The organism is Janthinobacterium leeuwenhoeki (genome assembly GCF_051380795.1).
Lineage (GTDB): Bacteria > Pseudomonadota > Gammaproteobacteria > Burkholderiales > Burkholderiaceae_D > Janthinobacterium.
Genome location: NZ_JBNYXT010000005.1, coordinates 15166 through 32264, shown reverse-complemented (window position 1 = coordinate 32264; position 17099 = coordinate 15166). Strand labels below are relative to the sequence as shown.

14 protein-coding genes and 2 tRNA genes are annotated in these 17099 nt (G+C 61.8%); 3 read left to right on the top strand and 13 right to left on the bottom strand.

Translation table 11 applies throughout. From position 1 onward, the window contains the following. Positions 1 to 34: 34 nt before the first annotated feature. Positions 35 to 2041 (bottom strand): sensor histidine kinase, encoded by a 2007-nt coding sequence (locus tag ACQ4WS_RS06185; RefSeq protein ID WP_436474630.1) that lies wholly within the window; start codon positions 2039 to 2041, stop codon positions 35 to 37. A gap of 81 nt (positions 2042 to 2122) precedes the next feature. Here ACQ4WS_RS06185 and ACQ4WS_RS06180 point away from each other — a divergent pair, with 81 nt between their 5' ends. Next, complete coding sequence (locus ACQ4WS_RS06180; protein WP_436474629.1) at positions 2123 to 2806, top strand: response regulator transcription factor; 684 nt, start codon at positions 2123 to 2125, stop codon at positions 2804 to 2806. A gap of 13 nt (positions 2807 to 2819) precedes the next feature. Here the strand turns inward: ACQ4WS_RS06180 and ACQ4WS_RS06175 are convergent, their stop codons facing one another. The 8 genes from ACQ4WS_RS06175 to ACQ4WS_RS06140 all read right to left on the bottom strand — a co-directional run bounded on the left by ACQ4WS_RS06175 (position 2820) and on the right by ACQ4WS_RS06140 (position 12137). Continuing rightward, positions 2820 to 3566, bottom strand: a complete 747-nt coding sequence (locus ACQ4WS_RS06175) for a TSUP family transporter (RefSeq protein ID WP_436474916.1) — start codon at positions 3564 to 3566, stop codon at positions 2820 to 2822. Between the two features lie 16 nt (positions 3567 to 3582). Then, positions 3583 to 4584: a phosphate acetyltransferase gene (pta, locus tag ACQ4WS_RS06170; protein ID WP_436474627.1), complete on the bottom strand. Its 1002-nt coding sequence runs from the start codon at positions 4582 to 4584 to the stop codon at positions 3583 to 3585. A gap of 64 nt (positions 4585 to 4648) precedes the next feature. After that, on the bottom strand, positions 4649 to 6475 hold the full coding sequence (gene xsc / locus ACQ4WS_RS06165; protein WP_436474625.1) for a sulfoacetaldehyde acetyltransferase: 1827 nt from the start codon (positions 6473 to 6475) through the stop codon (positions 4649 to 4651). Positions 6476 to 6701: 226 nt separating this feature from the next. Beyond that, positions 6702 to 7712 carry a porin gene (locus ACQ4WS_RS06160; protein ID WP_436474624.1) on the bottom strand — a complete coding sequence of 337 codons (1011 nt, stop codon included), beginning with the start codon at positions 7710 to 7712 and terminating at the stop codon, positions 6702 to 6704. Positions 7713 to 7796: 84 nt separating this feature from the next. Then, the gene (locus ACQ4WS_RS06155) at positions 7797 to 8606 is read right to left on the bottom strand and encodes a thiazole synthase (protein ID WP_436474622.1); all 810 of its coding nucleotides are present in this window, start codon (positions 8604 to 8606) and stop codon (positions 7797 to 7799) included. Positions 8607 to 8632: 26 nt separating this feature from the next. Beyond that, entirely contained in the window at positions 8633 to 9982 is a 1350-nt protein-coding gene (locus ACQ4WS_RS06150) for a D-amino acid dehydrogenase (protein WP_436474620.1), read from the bottom strand. A gap of 16 nt (positions 9983 to 9998) precedes the next feature. Beyond that, positions 9999 to 11063, bottom strand: coding sequence for a YeiH family protein (locus tag ACQ4WS_RS06145; RefSeq protein WP_436474618.1), 1065 nt, complete (start codon positions 11061 to 11063; stop codon positions 9999 to 10001). Positions 11064 to 11267: 204 nt separating this feature from the next. Next, positions 11268 to 12137: an NAD(P)-dependent oxidoreductase gene (locus tag ACQ4WS_RS06140; protein ID WP_436474616.1), complete on the bottom strand. Its 870-nt coding sequence runs from the start codon at positions 12135 to 12137 to the stop codon at positions 11268 to 11270. A gap of 263 nt (positions 12138 to 12400) precedes the next feature. On the opposite strand from ACQ4WS_RS06140, the gene ACQ4WS_RS06135 reads away from it, so the two are divergent. After that, positions 12401 to 13054: an FxDxF family PEP-CTERM protein gene (locus tag ACQ4WS_RS06135; protein ID WP_436474614.1), complete on the top strand. Its 654-nt coding sequence runs from the start codon at positions 12401 to 12403 to the stop codon at positions 13052 to 13054. Between the two features lie 48 nt (positions 13055 to 13102). Here the strand turns inward: ACQ4WS_RS06135 and hisC are convergent, their stop codons facing one another. After that, complete coding sequence (gene hisC, locus ACQ4WS_RS06130) at positions 13103 to 14161, bottom strand: histidinol-phosphate transaminase (RefSeq protein ID WP_436474612.1); 1059 nt, start codon at positions 14159 to 14161, stop codon at positions 13103 to 13105. A 130-nt stretch (positions 14162 to 14291) separates the two neighbouring features. On the opposite strand from hisC, the gene ACQ4WS_RS06125 reads away from it, so the two are divergent. Next, the gene (locus ACQ4WS_RS06125; protein WP_436474610.1) at positions 14292 to 15029 is read left to right on the top strand and encodes a hypothetical protein; all 738 of its coding nucleotides are present in this window, start codon (positions 14292 to 14294) and stop codon (positions 15027 to 15029) included. A 175-nt stretch (positions 15030 to 15204) separates the two neighbouring features. Here ACQ4WS_RS06125 and ACQ4WS_RS06120 read toward each other — a convergent pair. The 3 genes from ACQ4WS_RS06120 to serS form a co-directional block, all read right to left on the bottom strand. After that, positions 15205 to 15294: transfer RNA gene (locus ACQ4WS_RS06120), tRNA-Ser, on the bottom strand. Between the two features lie 270 nt (positions 15295 to 15564). Continuing rightward, positions 15565 to 15654: transfer RNA gene (locus ACQ4WS_RS06115), tRNA-Ser, on the bottom strand. 77 nt (positions 15655 to 15731) lie between these two features. Further along, positions 15732 to 17021 (bottom strand): serine--tRNA ligase, encoded by a 1290-nt coding sequence (gene serS / locus ACQ4WS_RS06110; protein WP_436474608.1) that lies wholly within the window; start codon positions 17019 to 17021, stop codon positions 15732 to 15734. Between the last annotated feature and the right edge of the window lie 78 nt (positions 17022 to 17099).

Sequence of the window (17099 nt, the reverse complement as noted above, 5' to 3'; positions counted from 1 at the left end):
TTCCCGACTGATTCAGTCGGAAATACAGGGCGCCTTAGCCGGGTATGTGCAATGAAAAACTGACAACACCATCCCCGCCGGCACTGTCGAGCGTGACCTTGCCACCATGCAGTGCCGCAATACGCTGCACCAGATACAGGCCCAAGCCCGCGCCAGGCTTATGCTGGGCGATGCGACCACGGAAATACTTCTGGAACAGGCGCGGAATTTCATCGGCGGGCAAGGGATCGCCGGGGTTGCTGACGGTGATCTGCAAGCTGCCGTCGCCATCCACCGCAGCATGCACGCATATGGCCAACACCTGGGGTGCATGCCGGTCAGCGTTGCTGAGCAGGTTGCGCAAGGCAACCCGTAGCAGACCCGGGTCGCATCGCAGGCGTGCCGGCAAAACGGGCAAGGTCGCCTCCACCCTGCCCTCCGGCCATTCGGCCAACACCGTCTCGAGCAGCAAGCGCGGATCGCAAGACTGGGGACGGAAGGTGGCGGCGCTCGTTTCCATGCGGTCGGCGCTCAGGTACTCGTCAACAAGCGCCGTCATGCGGCCGCTGGCCTCGCGCAAGTTCTGGCAGCGCTGCAGGGTCTTGACCCAGGCGGCATCGGGATTACGGGCAATCTGCTGGGCTGTCGTATTGATGATGGCCAGCGGCGTATGGAATTCGTGCGAGACCATGGCGACAAAATCCTGCTGTTCTTCGCGCGTGCGCGTTTCCACCGCCAGCGCCGCGCGCAGGTCCGCTTCCAGCACTGCGCGCCGGCCGATTTCCTGTTGTAGCGCGTCCGTGCGCAGCGCCACCAGCCCTTCCAGCCTTTCGTTGAGCGCGCGCACGGCCAGCACGGCTTCGGCCTGCGCCATGTCCTTAGCGCGACGCAATTCCGCATAGCGCCGGTTCAGGCGCAAGCTCATCAGCATCATGTGAAAAAATGCGCCCAGGGTGGCCGCATGGTTGGTCCAGAAATTGGGCGGCAGCACGGCCATATTGCGCAGGAAGCTGACTAGTACGCCCGCGTAAAAGACGCCGAAGATCAATAAAAAGGCTCGCGCCGGGCGGTGGCCGCGCAGTGCCAGCCACGCGGCCAGTACGACGAACAGCACGATCAGCGGCAAAGCCGTGCCCTGCACCACGAGCACGCCTGCCGCATAATTACCGCACAATATCAGCACCGCCCCCGTCAACGCAGCGGCGGCAGTGACGCCGACAACGCCACGGCTGAAGCGGGGAAACAAGGCTGGCAACTCCAGTTGCAAGGTGGAAAAACGGGCGCCGATGGCGATGGACATGGCCATCGATACACCCAGCATCGGATCCGACAGCCAGTTCGGCATGCTGAATATTTGCTGCGGAATGGCGATCGTCAACGCCTCGGTAGTTGCATTCGTCAGCACATACAGCAAGTACCAGCCGCTGTGGGCTTCGCGCGTCATGCGCCAGAAGAACACATGAAACAGGATCAGCAGCAGGTAGCTGCCAAACTGCAAACCGTAATACAAGTATTCGCGGCGCGAGGATGCATCGAACGCCGCGCGCGGCCACATGGTCAGCTCGGTCGACATGGCCTTCTTGCTGTGCAGGCGCACCAGCCAGCGTTCGGTCTCGCCATCCTGCAGGCGAAATGGAAATACCACCTGGCGCGCATCGACAGGCCATGCACCGCGTGCCACGTCCGCCCCGGCCACCTGCAGGGTCCAGTGTCCCGCAACATCCTGCCGGTACAGGCGCACGTCGTCGAGCACGGCGTTACTGAAACGCAACACCCACTCCTCGGGTGCATGCGCGGCGCGCGCCACGTCCAGCCGCAGCCAGATGGCATCGTCCGTATAGCCGGCACTGACGGTAGCAGGCAGCGCACGCCAGCCGGGTGCCGCCTGCACCGCGCCCGGACCCAGCGTACCACCCGGGTCGCGCAGCATCAGCATGTGACCGCTGGCAGACACCGCTTGCGCGCTTTCCGGCAGCACCAGCGGAGCCGGGGGTGGCTCGGAACATGCGGCCAACGGGCAGATACTGGAAAAGAATAAAAAAATGGCAAGCAGGATAGTCATGGCGGCGCAGCTTATCACAGGCAGATCAAGGCCCTGGCAAGTTGCCTTCACACCACATGGGTGATCGGTTATCCTTGCGCCATGCTGAACCTTATCCTGCTTGAAGATGAAGCCGTCCTGCGGCAAGAACTCACTGAATTTCTAGACGATTGCGGCTATCGCGTCAGCGCCGTCGCCGACCTGGCCAGCTTTCATGCCTGTTATGCGCCTGCGCGACACCGTATTGCCATCATCGACCTGGGCCTGCCCGATGGCGATGGTATGGAACTGGTTCGCGCGCTGCGCGTCCGGGCCCCACAGATCGGCATTGTCGTCTTTACCGCGCGCAGCGCCACGCAGGACAAGGTCAGCGGGCTGACTGGCGGTGCCGATTATTATCTGCCGAAACATACGGATCTCGATGAACTGGCAGCGACCCTGAGCAGCTTGCGCCGCCGCCTAGGCGAACCGGCCAGCGCGCCAAGCTGGATACTCGAACTGGGACCGCGCCGACTGTTGCCGCCCGGTTGCAGCGCCATCGCGCTGTCGCAGCAGGACGCCATCGTGCTGCAGGTGCTGATGGCGGAACCGGAACGTATCGTCAGCCGCCAGCAAATCGTCCAGTCGCTGGGCGAGGACTTCCTCGACTACGATCAACGCCGCCTCGATACGCAGATCAGCCGCCTGCGCCGCAAGACCGAGCAGGCCACCGGGCTGTCCCTTCCCATCAATACGGCGCGCAACGCCGGCTACCGCTTTTTCGCCAACGCCGCTGTACGGCCCTGAAGCCAGGCGCCGCCTAGGTGAACAGTTGCGGCACGCCCGCCGCCATCAGCGAAAGGCCGATCAAGGTCAGCACGGCAAACGCGATGCGGCGCATGCCGCGCTGGGCGATCGGTGGCGGATAGCGCTTGCCGGCCATGGTGGCCAGCACGCCGACAGGCAGGGCCAGCAGGCACAAAAGTAACACTTTCGCATCGAGCTGGCCCTGGCTGCCCGCCATCAGGGAGCGTCCGCCCGCGCTGATGGCGAACAAAAAAATCAGGCTGTAGCGGATGGTGGCCAGGCTCATTTCCTGGCGGTAAAACTGGTACACGAGCGGTGGCCCGGCCAGCGAAAACAGGCCCGCAAACAGGCCGCCGCACACGCCGCTGATGAAGAAGCTGCGCTTGTCAGCCGCGCCCGGTCCCGGCGGCGCCTGTAGCAAAATACTGACACCGCCATACACGATGGCCGAACCCAGCAGCAGCTTCAGCAAGGGCGCATACGCCTGGTCCAGATATCCCAACAACAACACGCCGGCCACCATGGCCGGCAGCAAGCCGATGCTGGCGGCGCGGATGGCGCGCCAGTCCAGGTGGTGCAAGGCGCCCGGCAAGGCCACCAGGCAATTGGCCAGCGACAACAAACTGACGAGGGCTGCCAGCGCGGGCACGGGCGCCAGGCCCAGCCCGCTAGCCAAGCCCATGACGATCATGCCCAGGCCAAAACCCGTGACAGTCTGGAAATACGTGCCCACTGCCACCACGCCCAGCAGCGCCAGCATGGGCAAGCTGAACAACTCAGCGCCCACCCTGGGCCTGCACGGATGTGACGGCAATCACGTTGTAGACGTCGTCGGCGCTGCAACCGCGCGACAAATCGTTGGCGGGCTTCTTCAAGCCTTGCAGCAAGGGGCCGATGGCGACAGCGCCGCCCATGCGCTCGGCCAGCTTGTAGCCGATATTGCCCGCGTCCAGGTTCGGGAACACCAGCACATTCGCGCGGCCATTGACGACGGAATCCTTGACCTTGCGCTGCGAAATCTCGGCCACGATGGCAGCATCGAGCTGCACGTCGCCATCGATGGCCAGCAGCGGACGCTGGGCCTTGACCCGGTCTGTTGCCGCATGCACCTTGTCGACGGCCGCATGGTGGGCGCTGCCGCTGGTGGAAAACGACAGCATGGCGACCCGAGGTTCTTCCATCAGCAAGGCTTGCGCGCTGTCGGCGGCGGCCATGGCGATGTCGGCCAATTCCTCGGCTTTCGGATCGACCACTAAAGCGCAATCGGAAAAGATGAAACCACCCTTGAGGCTATGGAAAGGTTCGCACAGCATCATCAGGAAAAAGCTCGACACCAGCTTGAAGGCCGGGTCGACGCCGATGATCTGGATGGCGCTGCGCACCACGTCGGCCGTCGTGTGCACGGCCCCCGCCACGCAACCATCCGCGTCACCCAGGCGCACCATCAGGTTGGCATAGCACAGGGGGTCTTGCACGGCGATCCTCGCCTGCTCCACCGTCATGCCCTTGGCCTGGCGCAGCACAAACAATTGCTGGGCGTAGTGTTCCGACTCATCGGAAGTTGCCGGGTCAACCAGGCGCACGGCGTCCAGGTCCAGCGCGTGTTCGCGCGCCAAGGCCAGGATGGCGGCCGGCTTGCCGACGATGGTGATGTGCGCCAAGCCTACACTTGCTGCGCGCGCGGCGGCCTGCAACACGCGCGCATCGTCGCCCTCGCACAAGACGATGTTTTTTGGCACGGCGCGGGCTTGGGCGATGATGCGGTGCAGGGCTTTCATGGCGACTCCAATTCGGTAAAAATATGGGGTCAGACCCGGCGGGTCTGACCCCAGGTTTGCTTACTTATACGTAGTCTTTGTACTTGTCCAGGTGACGCACAGGTTTGCTCAGCGCATCACGGCGGAACGGGTCGCCCAGCTCGCGCGTGCACATGATTTCGATGATGGTGGTCTTGCCTTCATTCATCTGCATGGCTATGGCCTTTTTCAAGGTCGGGCCCACGTCTTCCAGCTTGTCGACCGTGATGCCTTCGGCGCCCATGGCCCGCGCAATTTCCGCGAAGCTCTGGTTGTCGAGCTCACCGGCAACAAAACGGCGGTTGTAGAAATCCACCTGGTTTTTCTTTTCCGCGCCCCACTGGCGGTTGTGGAACACCACGGCCGTCACGGGAATGTTATGGCGCACGCAGGTCATCGTTTCCATCAAGCTCATGCCCCAGGCGCCGTCGCCCGCATACGACACGGCCGGACGATGCGGCGCGGCCACTTTCGCGCCGATAATGGTCGGAAACGCGTAGCCGCAGTTGCCAAAGCTCATCGCCGCAAAGAAGCTGCGCGGCTTTTCGAAGCGCAGATAGCTGTTCGCCACCGAGTTGATGTTGCCGATGTCGGTCGACACCATCACATCTTCCGGCATGGCTTTTTCCAGCTCGCGCAAGACCTGGCGCGGGTGCAGATAGCTGCCCGGCTCTTTCTTTTGCTCTTCGATCATATCCAGACTGTACGCATCCTTTTCATGCGTCCAGTTCGTCAATTCCTCTTCCCATGCGGCCTTTTCCGCTTGTACGGTGGCATAGCGCTCCTCGCGCGTGGCGTCGCAGTCGAGGCTCTTGCCATCCAGGCGGGCCAGGATGGCTTTCGCGGCGGCCTTGGCATCGCCGCAAATGCCCACCGAAATCTTTTTCACCAGGCCCAGCATCTTGTTGTCCGCATCGATCTGGATGATCTTGGCATTCTTCGGCCAGTAATCCATGCCGTGCTGCGGCAAGGTGCCGAACGGTCCCAGGCGCGAACCGAGGGCGACGACGACGTCGGCCTTGGCGATCAGTTTCATGGCCGCTTTCGAGCCTTGATAGCCGAGCGGACCGCACCACAGCGGATGGCTGGCAGGGAAGGAGTCATTGTGCAGATAGCTGTTGACGACGGGCGCACCCAGGCGTTCGGCCAGGGCCTTGCACTCTTCGATGGCTTCGCCCATGACGACCCCGCCGCCCGAGATAATGACGGGGAACTTGGCTTTTGCCAGCAATTCGGCCGCATCGTTGAGGCTTTGCTCGCCGCCAGCACCACGGTCCAGACGGTTCGGCTTGGGAATTTCGGCCTTGATTTCGCCATAGAAATAATCGCGCGGGATGTTCAGTTGCGTCGGGCCCATTTCCGACATGGCGCGGTCAAAGCAGCGGCCCGTAAATTCCGCCATGCGGGCGGGATTGGTGACGTGGCCTTGATACTTCGTAAATTCCTCGAACATCGGCAGCTGGTTCGCTTCCTGGAAGCCGCCCAGGCCCATGCTCATGGTGCCCGTTTCCGGCGTGATGATCACGACGGGGGTATGCGCCCAGTAGGCGGCAGCAATCGCCGTCACGCAATTGCTGATGCCGGGGCCGTTCTGGCCGATGACGACGCCATGGCGGCCCGAGACGCGGGCATAGCCGTCGGCCATGTGGCCGGCGCCCTGCTCGTGCACGACGGGAATCAGCCGGATGCCGGCCGGAGCAAAAATGTCCATCGGATCCATGAAGGCCGAGCCCATGATGCCGAACATGTCGGTCACGCCATTGGCGGCCAGGGTTTCCACGAACGCTTCGGAAGGCGTCATCTTTTGCGGGCCTACCGGGGTTGCTGCGGTAGTGGCAGCGGCGGCGGCTTTTTGGTCGGACAAATCGGTCATGGCTCAGTCTCCTTACAGTTTTATAAAAAATCGGTATATTTTGTTCCGATATTTGAAATACGTGTTCAATTTAACGGTTGCGAAATGCGCTGTCAATGAAAATTCATGAAAATTCGGACTGTTTCATTCCTGATTCCGGAATCCGTGACTTTGAGCCATGTCTGAAACAACAATGGCGGGCTATCCGCAACAGACAGCCCGCCATCGGTTCGTGCCGCGCTGCGTGCTAGAACTTCAGGCGCATGCCGGCCGTGAAGGCGCTCGAGTTATGCCCAGGCAAGGGCACGCTGCCGCCGCTGGAAGCATCTCCAACGAAATTGGTGCCCGCACCATCGTTGTTGATGCGCCCGTACGAGGTGTACAGGTTGGTGCGCTTGGACAAGGCATAGGTGTAGCCGATGGCCAGCTGGCGCCCGCCGCGGCGTAGGTTGGTGCGGTCATCCTTCTTGATGTAGGACGCCATCACGCTGCCGGCCGCGCCCACGGGGGCCGATGCGCCCAGCATATAGTTGCGGAAATCCGTGCCCGCATCGTCCTTGTCCGTTTCATACGCGGCGTGCAGCTTGGCAGGGCCGAAGTCGTAGGTGCCGCCCAGCAAGGTCACTTTCGCCGTGTTCAGCGGCGTATCCTTGCGCTTGTCGTGCGCCAGGGTCAGCACCAGTGGGCCGTTGGCGTAGTCGATGGAAAAGTCGATGGTGCGGCCCAGGGTGTTGCTGTCCGGCTTTTCGCCGAGGCCAACCATGACGGCGGCCGACAAGCCGTTCACCTTCGGCGTTTCATACATGATGGAGTTTTTCGTGCGCAGGCTGGCCACGCTCATCAGGTTGATCGAGGCGCCCGTCAGGCCCGTCTCGAAGGGGTCGATATTGTCCAGTGCGGTAAACAGCGGATTGTGCTGCAAGCCGATATTCACGGCGCCGAAGTCGCCCGACAGGCCCACATACGCCTTGCGCCCGAACAAGGCGCCCTGGCGGTTGGCGCCCGTGTCCACGTCGAGGCCATTTTCCAGCAAGAAATTGGCCTTCAGCTTGTTGCCCAGGTCTTCCGTGCCCTTGAAGCCGATGCGGCTGCCCGACTGCACGCCGGTGGCCAGCTTGGTGACGGAACCGTCCGCGCCACCGTGTTCGGACGTCAGGCCCGCGTCGAGCAAGCCGTATACGGTGACGGACGATTGGGCGCTGGCGCTGCCGGCGAAGAAGGAGGCCAGGACGGCCGCCGCTACGAGTGTGTGTTTCATGTCATCTCCAGGTATTGTGGTTTTTATAAACGCTTGAAACGATAATCAACTACGGTGCTGCAAATTGCGGGTAAATGCGGCGGCTCAGGCGATCAGCCCGGCCATCGGCGACGAGGGCGAGGCACTCATGGCGCCCGCTCTCCGGGGCATGCGTCCGGCCAGGTAGGCCTCGCGTCCGCCCTGCACTGCCAGTTTCATGGCGCGCGCCATGCGTATCGGTTCGCGCGCCGCCGCGATGGCGGTATTCATCAGGATGCCGTCGCAACCGAGCTCCATGGCGATGGCCGCGTCCGACGCCGTGCCGACACCGGCGTCGACCAGCACGGGTACCGTGGCTTGCTCGATGATCAGCGACAAGTTCCACGGATTCAGAATGCCCATGCCCGAGCCGATCAGTGACGCCAGCGGCATGACGGCGATGCAGCCGAGGTCTTCCAGCATGCGCGCCTGGATGGGGTCATCGCTGCAATACACCATCACCTGGAAGCCATCCTTCACCAGCTGCTTCGCCGCTGTTAACGTTTCCGGCATGTTCGGGAACAAAGTCTTTTCATCGCCCAGCACTTCCAGCTTGCACAGCGGGTGCCCACCCAGCAGCTCGCGCGCCAGTTGCAAGGTGTAGACGGCGTCGCGCGAGTTGTAGCAGCCGCCCGTGTTGGGCAAAATCGTGTATTTCGACGGCGGAATGAAGTCGAGCAGATTCGGCTCGCCCTTTTCCTGGCCAATGTTGACCCTGCGGATCGTGACCGTGACGATCTCGGCGCCGCTCGCTTCGATGGCCAGGCGCGTTTCCTCGAAATCCTTGTATTTTCCTGTACCCACCAGCAGGCGCGACTGGTAGGTGGTGCCGGCCAGGGCCAGGCCGGTAGGGCTGGGGGTGGCGTCGTCTCTCATCTCGATCTCCTAAGTTAAAGCTGGGGTCAGTCCCTTCGGGATCGGAATATGCCCCACTGAGGCACATTCCCCCGCCGGGTCTGACCCCGGAATTCCTCTGCTGCAGACGGCGGCGCCAAGCGCTCGCCGCAAAACGCAAAATCGACTTCGGGCCGCCGTCCCGACACGAGGTCGGCGATCGCCCTGCCCGCGCCGCAGCCCATGGTCCAGCCCAGGGTGCCGTGGCCCGTGTTGAGGAAGAGCTGGCGGTAGCGCGTGGCGCCGATATACGGCACGTTCGATGGTGTCAGGGGGCGCAGGCCGGCCCAGTAGACGGGGTCGCTGTAATCGCAGGCGTGGGGAAACAGCGTCTGCACGCGGCGCGTGATGGCGGCGCAGCGCATGGAATTGAGTTCGCGCGTATAGCCGTTCAACTCGCACGTGCCGGCCACGCGCAGGCGCTCGCCCAGGCGCGAAAACACCAGTTTGTGGCCGTCGTCCGTCAGCGAGACGGAAGGTGCGCTGACGGGGTCGAGAATCGGATAAGTAGCCGAGTAACCCTTGCCCGGATACAGCATCAGGCGGATGCCCAGCGGCTGCAGCAGGGGCGCGGAAAAGCTGCCCATGGCCACCACCACGGCGTCCGCATGCTCCATGCGGTGGCGCCCTTGCGCATCGATGCATTCCACGCCCGTGATGCGTTCGCCATCCGCCAGCAAGCGCGTCACGGTCGTGCCGTACTGGAAATCCACGCCGGCTGCGGCCGCGCGCGCGGCCAAGGCCGTGGTAAACAAATACACGTCACCCGACTCGTCGCTGGCCGTGAAGTCGCCGCCGACGATATGCTTGCGGCTATGCGCCAAGGCCGGCTCGATGCGGATCACTTCATCGGCGCTGACGGTGTTGCGCGGGCAGCCCAGTTCGCGCAGGAGCGCGGCGCCCGCTTGCGATTTATCAAACTCCTGCTGGTCTGTATAGAAATGCAGGATACCCCGTTCCAGGTGGTCGTAGGCTATGCCCGTCTCGCGGCGCAAGGCTTGCAAGCTCTGGCGGCTGTACTCGGCCAGGGCGACGATCTGACGCATATTGCGCGACACCCTGGCCGGCAAACACTCGCGCAGATAGTGCAGCACCCACTGCCATTGCAACGCATCAAGACGGGGGCGGAACAGCAGCGGCGCATCGTCCTTGCCCAGCCACGCGAGCACCTTGCGCAGCGTGGCGGGGTTAGCCCACGGTTCCGCGTGCGAAACGGAAATCTGCCCGCCGTTAGCAAAACTGGTTTCCTGCGCCGCGCCCGCCTGGCGCTCGAACACGCGCACATCGTGGCCCGCCTGGCGCAAATACCAGGCCGATGCCGTGCCGACCACGCCGGCGCCGAGGACAAGGATCTTCATGGCGGGCCCGGTTCGCTTAGCGCGTCAGCAGCACGGCGATGGCGACGAAGGCGGCGATCCACACGGTTTCCATCACCAGCATGATCACGGGACGCCAGCCCAGCGAGGCCAGCGACTGGAACGAGGTTTTCACGCCCAGCGCGGCAATGGCGATGACGAGGCAGGCCCGCGAGGCATTGTTGATCCAGCCATTTACTTCCTGCGGAATCAGGCCCAGGCTATTCGTAATGACGAGCCAGACAAAGCCGATCAGGAAGAAGGGCACCAGCGGCGGCGCGTCGACCTCGCTCTTGCCATCCTTGCGCTTGAACATGATCGACAGGCCCAGCACGACGGGCACGAGGCAAGCCACGCGCGTCAGTTTGACGAAGGTGGCCACGTCGCCCGTATGGTTGCTGACCAGATAGCCGGCGCCCACCACTTGCGCCACGTCATGGATGGTGCCGCCGATGAACACGCCCGCTTCCGTGGGGTCAAAACCCAGCAGCTTGACCAGCAGCGGGTAGACGATCATGGCCAGGGTCGACAGGGTCGTCACGCCCACCACCGTCAGCAGGGTGAACTTTTCGTTTTCCTTGGTTTGCGGCAGCACGGCCGAGATGGCCAGCGCGGCCGACGCGCCGCAGATGGCGACCGAGCCGCCCGACAAAATGCCTTCCGTGATGGGACGTTTCAGCCACTTGGCCAGCAGGTAACCAAAGCCCAACGTCGCCACCAGGCCGCCGACGACGATCAGCAATGGCGTCACGCCGACCGAGGCGATCTGGTTGAAGGTGATGCGCGCCCCCAGCAGGGCCACGCCCGTGCGCAACAACACCTTGCTGCAAAATTCGATGCCGGGCTTGCAGGTGGGATCGGACGCGAGGAAGTGGAAGGCCAAGCCGAAGAACAGCGCATACAGCAGCTGGGGGCCGCCGTAATTGCTGGAAATAAAGGTCGCCGACAGGGCGATCACCAGCGCGATAGCCACACCGGGCCAGCTGCGCAGCACGGCGCGGGGGCGCCAGATGGCGACGGCGGAAGACAGGTAGGGAATGTTCTTGTCGACAACGCGTGTTATCGCTGAGGAGTTGGTTTTCATGCGGGTCCGCTCATAATGTTTTAAAAATTGGGACATTTCATCTCGTTTTTTAATAATACACGATGAGCTAGCGAAGTCCATGCTTTTCCATGCAAATCGAAACTGGATGTTCCGGAAACTGACGTTTTAATGGTGTCGGCGCCGTAAACGACGAGCGGCGCGGCCCTTTGCAGGGACGCGCCGCCGTTGCCAGTACTTGAAAGATTACTTTTTGTTCAGACGGGTAATCAGGCTGGACGTGTCATAGCGGTTGCCGCCCGCCTGCTGCACTTCGCCATAGAACTGGTCCGTCAAGGTCGTCACGGGCAAGTCGCTGCCGTTGCGCTTGGCTTCGGCGAGGCAGATGCCCAGGTCCTTGCGCATCAGGTCGACGGCGAAACCGAAGTCGAACTTGCGTTCGATCATGGTCTTGCCCCGGTTTTCCAGCTGCCACGACTGCGCCGCGCCCTTGGAAATCACGTCCACCACCAGCGCCGCATCGAGGCCCGCGTTTTCCGCAAAGGCGATGCCTTCGCTGAGCGCCTGCACCAGGCCCGCGATGCAGATCTGGTTGACCATCTTCGTCAGCTGGCCGGAACCGGAGGCGCCCATGTAGGTGACGGCGCGCGAGAACAGGGCGATGACAGGCTCGGCGCGTGCATACGCTTGCGCATCGCCGCCCACCATCACCGTCAGCTTGCCGTTTTCCGCGCCCGCCTGGCCGCCGGACACGGGCGCGTCGAGGAAGAACACGCCCCGCTCTTGCGCTGCCGCGTGGATGGTGCGCGCCGCTTCGGCGGAAGCCGTCGTGTGGTCGATCAGGATGCTGCCCGGCGCCATGGCGGACAGCAAGCCGCCCTCTTCCAGGATGACCTGGTACAGGTCGTTATCGTTGCCGATGCAGGTGAAGACGAACTCGGCACCGGCTGCGGCCGCGGCCGGCGTGGCGGCGCTGCTACCTTTATGCTGTTCCAGCCAGGCGGCCGCGCGGGCCGGGTTGCGGTTGTACACGGTGACGTCGTGCCCGCCTGCCGCCAGATGGCCTGCCATGGGGAAACCCATGACGCCCAAACCGATGAATGCCACTTTTGCCATATTGTCCGTCCTGTCGATGAGTGAATCCGATTATTGTTGCACAAATGGCCCGTGGCGGCAGCATGGCGCGGCCAGATGGCCACCATGGCCGCGCCAGCAGTGGCGATTGGGGAACATCCGCATTTCAACCATACAAGACGGAAATTATCATAAAGAAACTTTATGTTGCATTTTTTTCTAGCAAATATTATATTGAGTTGGCATTAGGAATTTCAATGTAAAGTGCCACTGTCCTTTTCCCCATCCCTGTTAAGGAGTCAATCTTGCAAACTACATTCTCCCGCCTGAAAATCATCAGCGCCGCCGCCCTGCTGCTCGCCGCCAGCGCCGCACAGGCAGACATCACGGTCTTTACCAGCCAGTCCGCCTATCTGGCAGCGGTCGGCAATACCGGCGTCGATACCTTTGATGATTTGCCCATCGATGCGCTCGGTGGCCCGCTGAACCGCAGCGCCGGCAGCTATGCTTACACGGCAAGCAGCGTTGGCGTCTCGCCCATCCTGTATGGCGCCGGCACGGGCAGCGACAACTGGCTGAGTACGAACAACCGTGACGACAGCGTGCTGTTTTCCAACTTTTCCAGCGCCGTACGCGGTGTGGGGGGATTTTTCTTCGGCTCGAACCTTGCCGGTGAATATGCGAACGGACAGAGCGTCACCCTGACCGCGCGCAATGCGCTGGGAGAATTGCTCACCTACGAGCTGACCTTGCCGACGCAAGCCTCGTTTATCGGCTTCGTGTCGTCGGGTGCATTCTCCGACCTGGCCGTCAGCACGGCGGGACAGATCGGTATCTGGCCAACCATCAATAACCTGACCGTGTCGGCCGTACCGGAGCCCGCCACTTACGGCATGCTGCTGGGAGGCCTGGGCTTGCTGGGCTTCATGGCGCGCCGCCGCCGGGCCAGCCAGCAGTAAACAAACTGGCGCCTGGTACGGCTGCCGGCAGCCGTACCAGGCCTGCCATCACGACAACAGCTCGCGCAAGACCGCCATCAGGGCTGCGCACTCGGCCGGATTGCCGATGCTGATGCGCAAGTACTGGCTGATGCGGGGCGCATTGAAATGGCGCACGATCACGGAACGGGCGCGCAAGCCGGCCGCCAGTTGCGCCGCGTCATGCTGCGCGTGGCGCGCAAAAACAAAATTGGCCACCGACGGCAGCACCTCGAAGCCCAACGCAGCAAGATCTGCCGTCAGCTGTTCGCGGCTGGCGATCACAGCCTGGCGCGTCTGCTGGAAATATGCTTCGTCGTGCAGCGAAGCGACGGCGCCGGCCAGCGCCAGCCGGTCCAGCGGATACGAATTGAAACTATTCTTCACTCTTTCCAGCGCCTCGATCAGGTCAGGATGCCCGAAAGCACACCCCACGCGCAAGCCGGCCAGCGAGCGCGATTTCGAGAACGTCTGCACCACCAGCAAGTTCGGATAACGCTCGACCAGGGCCACGGCGCTCTCGCCGCCGAAATCCACATACGCCTCATCGACCACCACCACGGCATCGGGATGCGCGCGCAGCAGGGTTTCCACGCCGGCCAGCGGCAAGTCGACGCCCGTGGGCGCGTTGGGATTCGGGAAGATGATGGCGCCACACGGCCCTTGATAGTCTTCCGGGCGGATGCGCATGGACTCGTCGAGCGCTAGCGTGCGGTAATCGATGCCGTACAGCTTGCAATACACAGGATAGTAGCTGTAGCTGATGTCGGGGAACAGCAGCGGCGCATCGTGCTTGAGCAAGGCCATGAAGGCCAGTGCCAGCACTTCGTCGGAGCCGTTGCCGACGAACACTTGCGCGCTGGTCAAGCCATGGTAGTCGGCCAGGGTTTGCTTCAGTTCGCTGGCTGAGGGGTCCGGGTAGAGGCGCAAGGTGTCGTTGGCAGCTTCGTGCAGCGCAGCCAGTACCTGGGGCGACGGGCCGTAGGGGTTTTCGTTGGTGTTGAGTTTGACCAGGTCGGGCAGTTTCGGTTGCTCGCCCGGGATGTAGGGGGTCAGCTCGCTGACGATGTTGCTCCAGAATCGGCTCATTGCTTTTATTGGTGGGGGCAGGATGGGAGGGGGTAGATTAGCATAGGCTGAGCAGGGTCAAGGTAGGCTGCATCGGCAAGGGGTAGCGTGGACAGCATCGGCATCGGCCCCAGCCTGGAGAGGACGCAGCATGAACAAGCTGAGCGATACGCGGCTGCGGCATGATGCGCTGACGCAACAGGCGCGCCAGCGCAAGATCGATGCGTGGCTGCAGGTTGCGGCCAGCCTCGGCGAACAGATCGCCGTCGAATTACAGACTGCCACGAACCAGCTACAGTTGGAAGGAATGGCCGATTTGCAGCGCGCGACAGCGCTGGCACAGCGCTTGGCCAGGAATAGCAATGCCATGCGCGATACTCTTGGGACACTGTTTGACAGCGGTGAAAAAAGCGAGGAGCATGAAGTGAAAAGCACGGAGGATTGCGCCATGGACGAGCAAGTCAACACACTGGCAAAACACATGGCTGGCGTGAAACTGGACGTTAAGGATGTAAAGGCCGATGTGGCTGACATCAAAGTGGATGTCGCGGACTTGAAAACCGATGTTGCGGACCTCAGGGTGGATGTTGCTGGTTTGAAAACGGATGTCACTGGTCTCAAGGTGGATGTGGCTGGTCTGAAAACGGATGTCGCTGGTCTCAAGGTGGATGTGGCCGACCTCAAGGTGGATGTGGCCGGCCTGAAAACGGATGTCGGCGTTCTCAAGACGGATGTCAGTGGCTTGACACTGGACGTCGCTGTGGTGCGCTCCAATTATGCGACCAAGTCAGATGTGGCTGAGGCGAAGTCGGCTGTCATCCTGTCGTGTGTGGGGACGATGATTGCCTTGTCGGGCGCGGCGTTTGCGGTGGCCAAGCTCGTGCACTAGCTTGGCACTAGCTTGTTGCGTTAGTGGCGGCGCTGGCTTTCAAAGCTTGAATGGAGGAAAAAACGCCTTGCGCTGCGCGCTTTGGGCGGTTTTTCTACCTGGACTTTGCGCTGGTGGTTTTTTGACCTTGCGGGAATAAAAAAAGCTCCCTTGCGGGAGCTTCTTCTATGTATTCTGGCGGAGAGGGTGGGATTCGAACCCACGGTACGATTTAACGTACGCTTGATTTCGAGTCAAGTACATTCGACCACTCTGCCACCTCTCCGTTTACTGCGGTCTATTCATTCAAACTGGCGTGCCGGTTTGAACGAGGCGCTATTTTAGCATGGGTGTTGTTGGGTTGGGTAGGGGTTTTATTGGCGATTTGCAACTGAGGGCTGGGAATTCAAACCAAAGCCCATAGGGGCGATTCGGGGAGCCTCGCGCGAGTACGCGCTCGTCTTCGAATCCCACTCGCAAGGCGCGCAGGCGCCTTGCTCCTCTTCGCCGCCACAAATAAAAAAAGCTCCCTTGCGGGAGCTTTCTCTATTTGTTCTGGCGGAGAGGGTGGGATTCGAACCCACGGTACGATTTAACGTACGCTTGATTTCGAGTCAAGTACATTCGACCACTCTGCCACCTCTCCATTTGCTGCGGTCTTTCCCCGCATTGCTGCGAGAAGGCAAGATTATAGCAGCCCGCGACAAAAAGAAAAGGACTATTTTAAGCCTTCAAATGCGTCAGGCCACCCATGTAAGGACGCAGTACTGGCGGGATCTCGACGCTGCCGTCCGCCTGCTGGTAATTTTCCAGCACGGCGACCAGGGTGCGGCCCACTGCCAGGCCGGAGCCGTTCAGGGTGTGGGCCAGTTCCGGTTTGCCGGCGGCGTTGCGGAAACGCGCTTGCATGCGGCGGGCCTGGAAGGCTTCGCAGTTCGACAGGGACGAGATTTCACGATAGGTGTTTTGCGCCGGCAACCACACTTCCAGGTCGAAGGTCTTGGTGGCACCAAAGCCCATGTCGCCCGTGCACAGCGACATCACGCGGTACGGCAGGCCCAGGCGTTGCAAGATGGCTTCCGCATGGCCGACCATTTCATCGAGCACCTGGTACGAGGTGTCCGGATGCACCACTTGCACCATTTCCACTTTGTCGAACTGGTGCTGGCGGATCATGCCGCGCGTGTCGCGGCCATAGCTGCCCGCTTCCGAGCGGAAGCATGGCGTGTGGGCCGTCATTTTCAGTGGCAATTGATCGAGCGCAAGGATCTCATCACGCGCGATATTGGTCAGCGACACTTCCGACGTGGGGATCAGGTAGAAGGTCTCGCCCTCGCCTTCCGCGCCACCTTTTTTCACCGAGAACAGATCGGCTTCGAATTTCGGCAACTGTCCCGTGCCGCGCAGCGAATCGGCGTTGACCATGTATGGGGTATAGCATTCCGTGTAGCCGTGCTCGTCCACGTGCGTGTTGAGCATGAATTGCGCCAGCGCACGGTGCAAACGGGCGATGCCGCCCTTCATGACGGAGAAGCGCGAACCGGTCAGCTTGGTGGCCACTTCGAAGTCCAGGCCCAGCGGGGCACCCACGTCGACGTGATCCTTGACTTCAAAGTCAAAAGTGCGTGGCGTGCCGACCTTGCGCACTTCCACGTTGCCCGCCTCGTCCGTGCCCAAGGGCGACGACTCGTGCGGCAAATTCGGCACGGCCATGATGAAATCGCTCAGCTTGGCTTGCACCACGCTCAGGGCCGCTTCATCGGCTTTCAGCTCATCGCCCAGGCCGGCCACTTGCGCCATCACGGCCGAGGTGTCTTCCCCCTTGCCTTTCAACATGCCGATTTGCTTCGACAGCGCATTGCGCTTGCTCTGCAGCTCTTCGGTGCGCGTCTGGATCGCCTTGCGTTCGGCTTCGAGGGCATTGAAACCTGCCACGTCGAGCTGGAATTTGCGCGTCGCCAGGCGTTCTGCGACGTTGGCGATGTCTTTACGGAGAAGTTGGATATCTATCATGGGTGGATGGCGGTGCCGATGTATCGAAAGCACTCATTGTACCAAGACCCGTTCAGTTCTTTATGAGTTTTGCACATG